This is a genomic window from Oceanobacillus sp. M65 (assembly GCF_052246275.1).
Classification (GTDB): Bacteria; Bacillota; Bacilli; order Bacillales; family Amphibacillaceae; genus Oceanobacillus_B; species Oceanobacillus_B jordanicus.
In genome coordinates, this window is the sequence record NZ_JBQQCJ010000003.1 from 522,614 (window position 1) to 535,905 (window position 13,292).

Genomic DNA, 13,292 nt, shown 5'->3' on the forward strand with positions numbered 1-13,292 from the left:
ACATCGTCCCACCAATCGACTTTATAATGTAAAAATCCAATATGAATCCCTTTTTAAAGTAAGCGTTTACAATAATATTAAGGTCTAACATCGTAACTTTTCTAATCATCTCACTAGGTCGGAAGCATGAAAAATTAGTGTACCTTCCTTGCAATCCCTTCCCAGAATGGCTTTTTTAATTTTTTCTTATCAATCTTCCCTACTGTTGTAAGAGGTAAGGATGTTTCAAAGTAGATTTCCTTTGGTACCATATAGGAAGAGGTCTGTTCCTTGCAAAATTGAATTAGTTCCTCTTTTGAACATGTCATCCCTTCACGCAGAACTGCAAACACGCAGACAGCTTCTCCCCAGTTTGAATCAGGGATGCCAATACATGCACTCATAGATACAGCGGGATGCTGATTAATCAATCTTTCTACCTCAACAGAATATACATTTAGCCCCCCTGAAATAATCATATCTTTCTTTCGCTCCACAATATGAAGAAATCCATCTTCGTCTAGTTCCCCGATATCCCCGGTATAGAACCAGCCATCCCGAAAGGCTTCTTTAGTAAGATCATCCCTTTTATAGTAGCCAGTGGATATATAAGGTGCTTTCACAGCAATCTCCCCACGTTGGACAGGCTCCTTATTATTCCCCTCATGATCAACGAGGCGAACTTGGGTTGTTAAACAAGGTTTACCACAGCTTCTTAGTACATTAGGGTTATGGTTAAAAGCCCATAAATGATCACTTTTTGTTAGTCGCGTAATTAGGATGCTGCATTCCGTCATACCGTATTGTTGCCGCAGAATTGGACCAAATATTTCGAAAGCTTCCTTTAAACGTTCAGTTGAAATAGGAGAAGAGCCATAATTTATATTTCGTAAAGAACTTACATTATAGTTTTTGTTTTTCGCTTCATCAATTAAACGATAAATGATAGTCGGAACTACAAACGTACTTGTAATACGTTCTTCTTCAACTGTTTGTAAGAACCTTGCAGGATCAAAAGACCTGGCAAGATGGACGTGACAACCTCCCAATAAGGAACGGTTTAGTAATACACCTGCGGCATGTACAACTGGGGTACAAAATAACACTTTATCCTGATCGTCATAAGGATATTCCATACAGGCTCCCCTCATCTCCGCCACTACGTTTCTTTGTGAATGCATAACCCCTTTAGGTGTGCCAGTTGTTCCACCAGTATAGGATATCCTAGCCAAGTCGTCTTCTGAAGCGACGGGAAATTCAAGAGAGATACCGGGTGTTTCATTCCAATCGAATAGGCGGAATTCGTCAGGATAATATGTAGCAATAAATCCTGGAAGGCCGATCACTGTTTTCCCATCCACTTTATTTAGATAGCTTAATACAGGATCAATATGTTTCTCTGTGGCCATAATAACGATTTCCGGTTCTGCATCGTGAAGAATAAAATCTACTTCGCGTACACCTAAATTGCTGTTCAAAGGAACTATCGTGGCACCACATCGATTTATCGCAAGGCCGAATAAAACGCTTTCAATACTGTTCGGAATTAACATAGCAATATTGGTACCAATCTTTGTTCCAATCTCATATAGATAACCAGCTATCCGCTCCACTTTGTCTTGTAATTCCTTATACGTTATTGTCTCATTTGACTCCAGGCAAGTAATCGCAGGTTGATGATCAAATCTACCGAGCCCATCAACCATTAGTTGTTGGTTTGTTGAATTGTCCATTAAGCAAATCACCCCTATTAAAAAACATTTAAATTAGTTAATTGTTTCTTATCGATCCACTTCTTTATTAATGATTAATCCATTAATAATTTCTTAGCAATTGTATTTCTTTGAATCTCCGATGTACCAGTTAATATCCTGAACATGCGAACACTTCTATACAACCGCTCTACTGGGTGTCCTTTCATTAATCCCTTTCCACCAAAAATCTGAAGTGCTTTGTCGGCAACACGATTAGAAGTTTCTGAAGCAAATACTTTAACCATCGAGGCCTCAGCTTTTACATCCTCATTTCTATCAATTTTGTTAATGACATCATAGAGCATACAACGTGCTGCATAAATTTCAGTGGCCATATCCGCCAGCATGTGTTGGATTGCCTGAAATTGCCCAATCGCACGGCCAAATTGCGATCTTTCTTTTGCATGATTAATCGATAAATCCAGAAGCCTTTGAGAAACACCGAGATACGTAGCACCCCATGAGGCGCGATTTTCATTTATTCTGCTAATCCCTAATAAGAGCCCTTTTCCAGGTTCTCCTAAAATATTTGAGCTGGGAACACGACATTCATTGAAGAGAAGTTCAGCAGTACTTTGTTCACCTGATATAGGTACTTGCATTTTTCCTAATTCAAAGCCGGATTTATCTTCTGTCTTTTTCTCCACAATAAATGCGGTAATCTGATCATCATTACTTTCTATTACTTTTTCTTTAGCAATGACGATTGCCCAATCAGCATAAGGTGAAGCACTGATAAAATGTTTCTTTCCACTTAAAATGTATTCATCCCCATCTTTTACCGCGGTTGTTTGAATTGCACGAGCATCCGATCCTGCACCTGGTTCTGACAATGCGAAGCAACACCCGGCATCTGCATTAATAACTGGCATAGCATACTTTTCGATTTGTTCTGATGTAAACACCTCTAACATTTTGCCGATTCTTAACGGTCCGCCTAACTCGCCTAATACATGTCCCCACAGTACAGCACCTGACCTTGCCAACTCCTCCTTTAACATGCATACACCTTTAAGATTGAGTTCTTGTCCGTTCAATTCTTTAGGTAGATTAATCCCGTAGAAGCCTAACTCTTTCGCCCTCTTCCTAACCCACTTGATATGTTGCATAGGAATACGTTGTTCAGGATCAATTTCATGCTCTTCCTCATAAGGTAACAACTCGTCATAAATGAAACGATTTAAATCGTTCTTCAAGTTATAGAGATCTGGCATACTTTCTTTCAACCCCTTCGTTGAAAATAAGTGTCTATTTATAATACGTCATATGACGTATTATAAATGATTATTATATAGTCAAGATTATTTGTCAATACATTTCTAATTTAAAAAACAATTAATCTCTTCTGAATATTATACCTTTTGGGAGATATCGCTTATAAAATAAAGTTATTTAGTATTACCACCTGATTTACTTTTTATGGTGAATTGATAAGAATCAGAGGAAAGGTACATAAGCGATACAATATATGGCGCAGAATCTTCTATAAAAGTTCGGGACAAAGTCAAAAGCGGAAAGCCTGGTGGGATATTTAATAGTTCTGCTATATTCTTTGGTGTTTTCTTTACTTCCAGGGAACATCTTATTTCTTCCAATTCAAATTCATCCTGAATGAGTCTGCTTAAAGGCTGGTCTTTCATTTTATTTACTATTTCTTGTTCCACCTTCCCTACAGTCGGGGATAAATATACAATGTGATATGCAATAGGTAAATCTTTAATATAAAAAATGCGCTCAATCGTTTGTAGCTTGGTATCTGTGTCGCTATTCACTATCTCTGCAATATGCTTTGGCGGTATTTGTTCAGCAAAGCTTAGAAATTTAACTCGTACATCAATTCCCTGATCTAATAATGTTTCGTAAAACCCTTTAAAGTTTTCAATATTCATTACATCGTTCATTACATCCGTTTCAATAGTAGGGGCATTTACAAACATCCCCTTCCCCCGTTGGATGGTTATGAACCTTTCTTCAGTTAATACATTTATAGCTTTGCGTACAGTAATTCTGCTAACCTGGTATTCTTCCATCAGAAGAGGCTCAGTCGGTAACTGTTCGCCAATTTCATAGAGACGATCTTGAATTTTTCTTTGTAGGTCGTTAGCAATTTGCTTATACATGGGTACATGACTGTTACGATTAATTTTCATTTAGTTACCTCCAATATTATGTAATTGATATTTATTGAAAAAAACATAAGGTCACAACCTTACACTTATAGTATAGATTTTCAACACCATTAACTTTTTTTGATCTAAAGTAATTAAAGCCAATCATACATTATTCACTAAATTTATTCTAGCTGATGCATGATCGAAACGGAAGCTATAGTCTTTACCAAGGGATTGTACAATATCTATCTTACTATGCAAATGACAACAATAAAATTATTGCCGTTTATTACTAGTAGCTTCAATATACCATCCGTGTTATAATGATTACGCGATGAGCTGATTTGTGTAAGACGAGGAATGCTATACATGTGAATGTGAACACATAATTCTTCGCCACAAATATACGTAGAAAACGCCTGTATTTATACAGGCGTTTTTTCTTATGGAAATAGCGATACGGTTCTTTAATTGGAGCATAAGAAAGCTCATTATCACAGATGAATTGAGCCGCTTGTGAGATGGGATAAAGTACTGTGACACAGATTCACCATCATGGGTTTTGCCTTACAAGATCTTACTTAAAAAAGATTGGGTTCTAGGATTTTGAGGATTATCAAAAATCTGTGTTGGCTCTCCCTCTTCCATAATAATTCCTTCATCCATGAATAACACACGGTCTCCAACTTCCTTAGCAAAGCCCATTTCATGAGTGACAACGACCATTGTCATGCCTTCTTCAGCTAAATCCTTCATTACTTCGAGAACATCCCCTACTAATTCAGGGTCAAGAGCAGAGGTAGGCTCATCAAACAGCATAACTTTCGGATTCATCGCAAGCGACCTTGCAATAGCCACGCGTTGTTTCTGCCCACCGGAAAGACTGTCCGGATAATCATCCGCTTTATCAGATAATCCTACTTTTTCAAGTAGTTTAAGGCCAACATCTTTGGCTTCATTTACAGAAAGACCTTTTACCTTAATTGGGCCGAGTGTAATATTATCTAAAACTGTTTTATGTGGGAACAGATTAAAGTGCTGGAACACCATTCCAACCTGGGAACGAACATCATTAATATTGACTGATGGATCAGTTAACTTGTCACCATTGATCGTAACTTCACCTGCGGTTATTTCTTCCAGTAGATTGAGGCATCTGAGAAACGTACTTTTACCAGATCCAGATGGCCCAATCACGCATACCACTTCACTCTCATCAACTGTTGCATCAATTCCTTTTAATACCTCTAAATCACCAAACGATTTGTGCAAGTCTTTTACTGTAATCATTTATACATCCAACTTCCTTTCTAATCTGTTCAAATACAGTGCGGTTGGAATAGTGATACATAAGTAAAGTAAACAAACCATGACTAATGTTTCAAATATTTCGAACGTCGTGTTGTAATACTCTTTTGCCATAAACACCACATCGTGTACAACAATTACAGAAAACACGGACGTGTCTTTTAAGCTAATAATAAATTGGTTTCCAAGAGGTGGAATCATTCGTTTAAATGCCTGTGGCCAAATAATGTATCGCATGGTCTGCTTTTCGGTTAATCCCATAGATCGTCCTGCTTCATGCTGACCTTTATCAATGGAATAAACGGCTCCACGAACAATTTCTGCAATATATGCCCCGGCGTTAACTGCAATTGCAATAACACCTGCAGTAAAAGAACTTATATTTAAGCCAATTAAATCTTCGGAAACACCGTAGTAAAGAAATAAAGCTTGCGCTAGAATTGGTGTACCACGTACAACTTCTACGTACACCGACCAGAACCCTCGGATGAATTTGTTTTTAGAGAGTTTTCCCAAACCTGCTAATGATCCTATAATCATTCCTAAAAATAGACCTATAACTGTAATACTTAGTGTTATTTTCAAACCATCTATTAAGAAAGGCAAACTTTTAATATATGCTGTATCCATAATCGTATAGATCATTCTATTATCTCTCTCCTTAATAAAATGGCGTAACAAGTAACTACTTGTTACGCCTCATTTGTATTCTGCTTCGTTGCTATTCGGTTTCAGGTGGCTGTGTACCAAACCACTTCTCATAAATCTCTGCATATGTTCCATTTTCCTTAATTGCTGCTAAACCTTCATTTACTGGATCAACTAGATCTGATCCTTTAGGTAATGCTATACCATATGGTTGACCTTCCATAACGTCTCCCACTGTTTTTAATTTATCAGAAGCATTTTCACTGATATAGTATTGGACGTTTGGCAGATCATATAAAACTGCATCAAGACGTCCTCTTTCCAAATCCATGTAGGCAGTAACAATCTCAGGGTATGCTTCAACCTCAGCATCTGTATTATCTTTTAAGTAGTCATTACTGGTGGAACCTTGACGTGCCCCAACTGTTAAACCATTCACATCATCAATGGATTCAATATCTGAATCAACAGGTACTGCAAGAATTAAACCGGAATCATAGTATTTATCCGAGAAATCGATGAATTCTTTGCGTTCTTCCGTAATAGAGATACCAGCGATACCAATATCATTTTTGGAAGTTCTCATGGAAGCTAGCAATCCATCAAATTCCATTGTTTCAAATTCAACATTAAAGCCGGATTCTTCAGCGATAGCTTCGATTAACTCAATGTCAAAGCCTTCCATTTCACCTGTATCAGGATTTTTATACTCAAATGGCTGGAAATTGGAATCTGTTGCGACAGTATACGTCTCTCCGTCTCCATCACCGCTGGCTTCATCTGTTCCGCAAGCCGCAATCAATCCAATAAAAATTATTGCAGTAAATAATAGTATTAGTTTATTTTTCAATTAATGTCTCCCCCTTTTCCATATATTCAATCTTCTCACATTGTTCTAACTTTTTGAATTTTCGTTTAAATGCATTCTCAGCTTTAAGCCATCATTTACTTACCTCTCCTTTATTTAACAGGCTATTTTTAAAAATATCTGATAAATACCCTTTAATACTTCCAAATGCACGAAATTTGGAAGTATCCTCACATAACAAGACCAACAATTATCATAGACAAATAGTCTCTCCTTTAAAAAATACAGATGGATCAGATGAACTACTTACCATCCATTTTTTATCATAACTGCAATAGCAGCTGTAACACACCATTAAAAAAAGCTGTTGGAATCATTTACAACTATCCTTTTCCAACTTACCTTGATCAAATCCTCCAATCCTCAGAATTTCAACTTCCATATACAGCGATGATAGGGTATTTGGGCATTTCTAAGCGCATGTGAACAATATACCTCCAAATGTTAGCGCTTACCCTGACTATTTCGGCTATATACACCCGACTTGTGTCCAAACCCTTGAAGTATAAAACGTACGTGTTACGCTAATTAACGGTTAAGAAATCGTAAATAGGAGCGTATTGAATTTGAATAATAAACGAATCGCATTTTTAGGTGCAGGTAACATGGCAGAAGCAATTATCTCAGGATTTATACAATCAGGAAAATTATCAACAGAGCAAATCGTCGTTACAAACCGCAACAACCAAGAGCGTTTGAACGAATTAAAGGACAAGTATGACATAAAAGCAGTTACAAAAGACCAGTTGGACTATACAACGATTGATATTTTTATTTTAGCAATGAAACCAAAAGATATAGATGGTGTCATGGAGGAACTACGCCAAAAGATCACTGCAGATCAGCTACTTATTTCTGTATTGGCTGGTATCTCTACTACCTATATGGAAGAAAACTTAAACGATCGTCAGCAAGTTATCCGTGTCATGCCGAATACATCCAGCATGATTCAGGAATCAGCAACTGCTGTTTCCTCCGGTAAATATGTGGATATGGATCAGGTGCTGTTAGTTAAGGAACTAATGAAATGTATTGGCGAAGCATATATCCTTGATGAAGATAAGATGGACATTTATACAGGAATCGCTGGTAGTGGGCCCGCTTACTTTTATAACTTAATGGAACATGTAGAAGAAGTTGGTCATCAGGCAGGACTTGATCGCGAATTGGTACGCGAAATCGGTGCCCAGACCCTTTATGGTGCAGCAAAAATGATCATGGAACAAGAAGAAACCCCGAAAGAACTGAGAGAAAATATTACATCCCCTAATGGAACAACAGCGGCCGGACTGGATGCTTTAAATGAGCATGGTGGTGGAATGGCCATTATCGAAGCAATTAAAAGTGCAGCCTCCCGCTCAAAAGCATTAAGCAAAAAACCAGAGAAAAAATTAGCCCTGCAAAAATAAACATTAAGTGGTGTAGTTTCTTTCCCCTACTTAATGTTAGTTTAACGAATCAGACATTTTCTGGCATAACCCCCACCCATGCTTGAATTTTTGAGGTGGTGTACTGCCAGTTACATAAACCCAGTACTAAAACGCAGTTAACAAAATGAAATGAAAAATAATAGGAGTGGTGGAGTGACACCTGGTATAAATACGAAACGTATCGTAATCAAAATTGGAAGTAGTTCATTGACAAGTATGAACGGAGAAGTAAGCCGTAGAAAACTGGAAAAATTAGTCGAAGAAGTTGTTCGTTTAAAGGATGATGGCCACGAAGTATTGCTTGTTTCTTCTGGAGCAGTAGCAGCTGGATATCGTAAGCTAGGCTGTCTTACCCGCCCGGATTCTTTATCAGAAAGACAAGCTGCCGCATCCATTGGACAAGGGGTATTAATCGAAACGTATTCGGATCTCTTTATTTCCCACGGCTATGTGGCTTCACAAATTTTAATCACCCGCAGTGATTTCTCTGATGAGAACCGTTATAACAATGCAAGAAACACGATAAATGTTTTACTGGAACGGGGCATCGTTCCAATCGTAAATGAAAATGACACGATTACGATGGATTTCCTAAAGTTCGGTGACAATGATACACTCTCAGCAAAAGTAGCTGGTCTAGTTGATGCGGATCAATTAATCATCCTTTCTGATATTGACGGACTGTATGATAGTGATCCACGTAAAAATGAAGACGCAAAGCTTCTTACTAAAGTAAATGAAATCACCCCTGAGATCGAAGCAGCGGCTGGTGAACCTGGTAGCTCCGTCGGCACAGGTGGAATGAAGTCAAAAATCGAGGCCGTTAAGATAGCGATGGCATCCGGTATTTCTTCCTTTTTAGGAAAATCAAGCACCAACGGCATCGTCTATGATGCTGTTTATAATAATGCAGTCGGCACATACTTTGAACCACAAGAAGACATGGAAGAACTCAATCAAAAAAAGCAGTGGATTGCGTTTAACTCGGGACCAGAAGGCGAAGTTACCATTAAACCATCCGCCAAAGAAGCAATTCTTGAGAACCATACCAGCTTGGAACCTTCAGCTGTCTACAGCGTCAACGGTCGGTTTAAAAAAGGCGCTGTTGTAAAGATATTTGATGCAACTGGCGAGGAAATTGGCCTTGGTGTGGTGAATTACTCTTCCAAAGCACTGGATCAATTAATAAATAAGGTTGACGTCGATTTGGAAAAATACGAAAAAGCAGCCATTGAAAGTGAACAGCTCGTTTGTCACCTGGATACATCCGTGCTCACAACTGTATAAACATTTTAGGAGGAATATAATGACAGTCATAAATAAAGTGAACGTCAAAGAACAAGCCATTAAAGCCAAGAAAGCAGCTAAGACTTTATCTTTACTGAAAACCGAAGAAAAAAACGCAGCACTGCTTACTTTGGCCGATGTACTAGACACAGAATATGAAAGTATCTTAACTGCCAATAAAGCAGATTTGGAAAAAGGAAGCAACAAAGGCTACGACGCGGCATACATGGATCGATTGACGCTTACCAAAGATCGTGTCGAAGAGTTCGCCCAAGGATTACGTGACGTAGCGAAGCTTGAAGACCCAACTGGTATAATGGATTCCGATTGGACACTGGACAATCAGTTAAATGTTCAAAAGGTAACCGTCCCTCTCGGGGTCATCGGTATGATTTATGAAGCGCGTCCCAATGTAACGGTTGATGCGACTGGATTAGCGTTAAAATCCGGAAACGCAATTGTGCTGAAGGGTGGTTCATCTGCGATTACATCCAATAAGCAGATCGTCGAAGTGATGCATCGTGGATTGGAAAAAACAAAAATACCAAAAGAAGCCGTACAATTCATTGATAGTACCGATCGGGAAGCAACACAGCAGTTATTCACGATGAAGCAGCACATCGATGTACTTATACCTCGTGGTGGTGGCTCGTTGATTCAAGCGGTCGTCAACAATGCAACCGTTCCTGTTTTGGAAACGGGTGTGGGAAATTGTCATCTTTACATTGACGCAGAAGCGGATGTGGAAAAAGCTTTAGCCATTCTTGTCAATGCGAAAACAGATCGTCCCGCTGTTTGTAACGCTGTCGAAACTGCCATCATTCATGAAGATTGGCTGGAAACAAATAAGGATGCTTTAATCCAGGCTTTTAACGAAAATAACATCAACGTTCATGGTGACGAGGCTGCTGTACAGGTTTTTCCTGGCTCTGTTCTGGCAGGAGAAGATGACTGGGCGAATGAATATTTAAGCACAGACATTGCTGTCAAAACGGTAAACCATCTGGATAATGCTATTGACCACATTGATACCTATGGAACCAAGCACTCAGAAGGAATTATTACGGAAAATGTTCAAACTGCTGAGACATTCATGAAACTAGTCGATGCAGCTGCATTGTACCACAATGCTTCCACTCGTTTTACCGATGGAGGCGCACTTGGCTTTGGTGCTGAAATAGGAATTTCCACACAAAAGCTGCACGCACGTGGCCCAATGGGATTACCTGCTTTAACAACGATTAAATATATGATGAACGGGAATGGACAGATTAGATGAATATAAAGTGAAACTGCAATCAGTGGGGGTTTTCATTCTTCCCCCACTGATTGTTAGTTGAACGAATCAGGGTGTTAGCGTCCGTTTACTTTTAGACCGTTTAACCTTTCCCCTTAGTTACTACAGGAAAGATAAGCTCACAGCGAAAAGAGGAGGGACATTCTCCATGTAAGTTCATTTACTGGGGCCTGCCCCTTCATTTCAATAAAATTCACTTCACATGTTCCGCTTCCCATTCCTCCATAAATGCTTGTAGAGATCTATTAACATCTTCCTCACTTGGCACACTGCTCAATATTTCATCTTGGGTATATGCTTTTCCACCTTTCATGACGAGGTCGATCTCTTTTGTATGTTTAATATTATCTAATGGGTTCTTGTTTAAGATGACGAGGTCTGCGATTTTCCCTTCTTGGATTGTGCCAATATCATCTAGATTAATAGACTTAGCTGCATTGACTGTGGCTGCTTGTATAGCCTCTACTTCGGTAAAGCCGATTTCCACAAAAATTTCTAGTTCCCGATGCAAAGCCATTCCTGGGTACGTATATAGTAAGGCTGGTGTATCAGTACCAGCAACTACTGTTCCGCCCATATCATAATAAGTTTTGGCAATAGCTTTCGTTAAGTTGTTTACGACAGCATTACTCTCTTTTATAACCGCATCAAGTTCTTCATGGCTTTTCCAGTATTCTACAGGATGCTTTCTATTTTCAATAGATTTAATCACTTTATTTTTAGGCGACCAGATAGCTGGATAACGCATAGCTTGATCAAAAAGAACCATGGTCGGGCATAGTTTTACGTTGTGTTTAAGGATTTTCGCACAAAGCTCCTCGATTTTTACTTGATCTGGTTCTTCCCAATTAATATGACTCCACGCGTTTTGATCTACCATTGGGTTCCAACCTTTGTACATTTCTTGTGCAAATCCAGATGTATGTTCAAGCCAAGTAACACCCGCTTTCGCTGCATCTAAAGCCGTTAAATCCTTGGAATTGATTAAGTCACAAGCAACTTCCATGTTGTACTTCTCGGCCTCATCGGCAGCTGCTTCCATGACATCTCTTTTGATCCATCCATATAGTTTTACAAATTTAGCTCCTACCTCTACTTGCCTTCGAACTTCTTTTCTAGCTTCCTCAGGATCGTCTGTTACGAAATTACCATAGCTAGTTGGTCCCCATTGTCCAGGTGTTCCATCAATCATTCGATCTGATGCGTACACTCTTGGTGTCGGTGCATCTGTAGGCTTTTGAATTAAGTTGTTAAGCAACATGACATTACCTGCCGTATTGCGCACTGTCGTTACACCTGACGCAACGAAATGAGCAGCGAATCCCTCATTAATATGGCAATGCATATCTATTAAGCCTGGCATAATATATTTACCTTTGGCATCAATTGTCTCTATTCCCCTAGGTAATGCTTCATCGTGTCTTATGATCCTTTTGATTTTATCCCCTTCTACTTCAATTGACCCGATAAAAGAGACTTCATTCGCCACATCAATAATCGTTCCATTTTTAAGTAATAATTTTTCCATTTCTATTCCCCCCTATATTAAATGTTCTGATTTTATTGTATATTGATTAAAACGACTGGTTTGCAAAATTATCATATAGTGGAATTTTCTTCTCTGGGAGGGGAATTGAAATAGTAGTAGAATACGGAAAAACAATTAGAATGATTCGAAAACAAAAAGGGATAACTTTAAAAAGATTAGCAGATGGCGTCTGTTCTGTTTCTTTTCTATCCAAGTTTGAACGGGGAGATTCTGATATAACCCTCGGCCTCATGACAAAAATATTAGAAAAGCTCATGATGAACTTTGATGAGTTTCTTTACATTCATCATGATTTTCAGCCCGACAAACTAGAACATTTTTTTAAATCAGCAAGCAATGCCTATTTGAATAGAGATTTAAACCAACTAAGGCAATTAAAAAGCGAACAACTAAAGAAGGGCAAACAATATGGTGTGGAAACCTACTATTTTAACGCCCTATTGATCGAGGTATATGAAAGTATTGTAGGGAACCAGTATATTAGTGAAGAAGTGCAGAAAAATAATATTCGCCTTCTTGCTGATTACTTATTTCGCGTGGAAGTATGGGGGTATTATGAATTAATGCTTTATAATGGAACACTATTATTACTCGAGCCAGATATGGTCATAACGCTATCCAGAACTGCTTATGAAAAAAGTACTCGTTTTAAAGGCTACCTGAAGATCCACGATGCGATCACAGCTGTGCTTTTTAATACGATTATTTATTTACTTGGATCTGTGAATCGATTTCATGAAGCATTTACATATCAAAAGGAATTTAATGAGTTTATGTCGTATCTGGAGGAGGTCGCCATTCCAGAAAGCAACTTAGTGGATAGAGTCCATTTATTGCAGTTAAAAGGCGCTTATGAGATCCGGACTGGTAATAAAGAAGAAGGTATTATAAAAATGGAGAAAGCAATTCATTTATTGAAGGAACTGGATTCTACTAAGCTGGCGAATAATATTGAGGAATATCTCTTGCTGATTAAGTAGTAACGAGCAACTACCACTTTAATAAATTTTAAAGCCCTTCTTAGCAAAGGGCTTTTTTAGTTGCATCGAATATTAAATCTT

At 38.5% G+C, this 13,292-nt stretch carries 11 protein-coding genes; 4 read left to right on the forward strand and 7 right to left on the reverse strand.

Translation table 11 applies throughout. The annotated features are described in order from the left end of the window. Positions 1–134: 134 nt before the first annotated feature. From ACTWPF_RS14865 to ACTWPF_RS14890, 6 genes are all read right to left on the reverse strand, one after another. On the reverse strand, positions 135–1,712 hold the full coding sequence (locus tag ACTWPF_RS14865) for a class I adenylate-forming enzyme family protein (RefSeq protein ID WP_443149615.1): 1,578 nt from the start codon (positions 1,710–1,712) through the stop codon (positions 135–137). A 74-nt stretch (positions 1,713–1,786) separates the two neighbouring features. After that, positions 1,787–2,947 carry an acyl-CoA dehydrogenase family protein gene (locus ACTWPF_RS14870; RefSeq protein ID WP_443149616.1) on the reverse strand — a complete coding sequence of 387 codons (1,161 nt, stop codon included), beginning with the start codon at positions 2,945–2,947 and terminating at the stop codon, positions 1,787–1,789. A 174-nt stretch (positions 2,948–3,121) separates the two neighbouring features. Beyond that, positions 3,122–3,883: a GntR family transcriptional regulator gene (locus ACTWPF_RS14875; protein WP_443149617.1), complete on the reverse strand. Its 762-nt coding sequence runs from the start codon at positions 3,881–3,883 to the stop codon at positions 3,122–3,124. Between the two features lie 528 nt (positions 3,884–4,411). Then, positions 4,412–5,134: an amino acid ABC transporter ATP-binding protein gene (locus tag ACTWPF_RS14880; protein ID WP_379553902.1), complete on the reverse strand. Its 723-nt coding sequence runs from the start codon at positions 5,132–5,134 to the stop codon at positions 4,412–4,414. Beyond that, entirely contained in the window at positions 5,135–5,797 is a 663-nt protein-coding gene (locus ACTWPF_RS14885) for an amino acid ABC transporter permease (RefSeq protein ID WP_036574530.1), read from the reverse strand. It abuts the gene before it with no gap. Positions 5,798–5,873: 76 nt separating this feature from the next. After that, the gene (locus tag ACTWPF_RS14890; RefSeq protein ID WP_238020450.1) at positions 5,874–6,650 is read right to left on the reverse strand and encodes a transporter substrate-binding domain-containing protein; all 777 of its coding nucleotides are present in this window, start codon (positions 6,648–6,650) and stop codon (positions 5,874–5,876) included. Between the two features lie 560 nt (positions 6,651–7,210). Here ACTWPF_RS14890 and proC point away from each other — a divergent pair. From proC to ACTWPF_RS14905, 3 genes are all read left to right on the forward strand, one after another. After that, entirely contained in the window at positions 7,211–8,077 is an 867-nt protein-coding gene (gene proC / locus ACTWPF_RS14895; RefSeq protein WP_443149648.1) for a pyrroline-5-carboxylate reductase, read from the forward strand. 174 nt (positions 8,078–8,251) lie between these two features. Next, entirely contained in the window at positions 8,252–9,385 is a 1,134-nt protein-coding gene (gene proB / locus ACTWPF_RS14900; protein WP_234368443.1) for a glutamate 5-kinase, read from the forward strand. Between the two features lie 19 nt (positions 9,386–9,404). After that, complete coding sequence (locus ACTWPF_RS14905) at positions 9,405–10,664, forward strand: glutamate-5-semialdehyde dehydrogenase (RefSeq protein WP_443149618.1); 1,260 nt, start codon at positions 9,405–9,407, stop codon at positions 10,662–10,664. A gap of 211 nt (positions 10,665–10,875) precedes the next feature. Here ACTWPF_RS14905 and ACTWPF_RS14910 read toward each other — a convergent pair whose 3' ends face one another. Next, positions 10,876–12,210: an amidohydrolase family protein gene (locus ACTWPF_RS14910; protein ID WP_443149619.1), complete on the reverse strand. Its 1,335-nt coding sequence runs from the start codon at positions 12,208–12,210 to the stop codon at positions 10,876–10,878. Between the two features lie 140 nt (positions 12,211–12,350). On the opposite strand from ACTWPF_RS14910, the gene ACTWPF_RS14915 reads away from it, so the two are divergent. Next, the gene (locus ACTWPF_RS14915) at positions 12,351–13,211 is read left to right on the forward strand and encodes an Rgg family transcriptional regulator (RefSeq protein WP_443149620.1); all 861 of its coding nucleotides are present in this window, start codon (positions 12,351–12,353) and stop codon (positions 13,209–13,211) included. Positions 13,212–13,292: the final 81 nt, after the last annotated feature.

What these genes read in the sequence shown, in the direction of transcription:
- ACTWPF_RS14865 (WP_443149615.1), bottom strand. Translation starts at nt 1,712, where the DNA reads ATGGACAATTCAACAAACCAACAACTAATGGTTGATGGGCTCGGTAGA.
- ACTWPF_RS14870 (WP_443149616.1), bottom strand. Translation starts at nt 2,947, where the DNA reads ATGCCAGATCTCTATAACTTGAAGAACGATTTAAATCGTTTCATTTAT.
- ACTWPF_RS14875 (WP_443149617.1), bottom strand. Translation starts at nt 3,883, where the DNA reads ATGAAAATTAATCGTAACAGTCATGTACCCATGTATAAGCAAATTGCT.
- ACTWPF_RS14880 (WP_379553902.1), bottom strand. Translation starts at nt 5,134, where the DNA reads ATGATTACAGTAAAAGACTTGCACAAATCGTTTGGTGATTTAGAGGTA.
- ACTWPF_RS14885 (WP_036574530.1), bottom strand. Translation starts at nt 5,797, where the DNA reads ATGATCTATACGATTATGGATACAGCATATATTAAAAGTTTGCCTTTC.
- ACTWPF_RS14905 (WP_443149618.1), top strand. Translation starts at nt 9,405, where the DNA reads ATGACAGTCATAAATAAAGTGAACGTCAAAGAACAAGCCATTAAAGCC.
- ACTWPF_RS14910 (WP_443149619.1), bottom strand. Translation starts at nt 12,210, where the DNA reads ATGGAAAAATTATTACTTAAAAATGGAACGATTATTGATGTGGCGAAT.
- ACTWPF_RS14915 (WP_443149620.1), top strand. Translation starts at nt 12,351, where the DNA reads ATGATTCGAAAACAAAAAGGGATAACTTTAAAAAGATTAGCAGATGGC.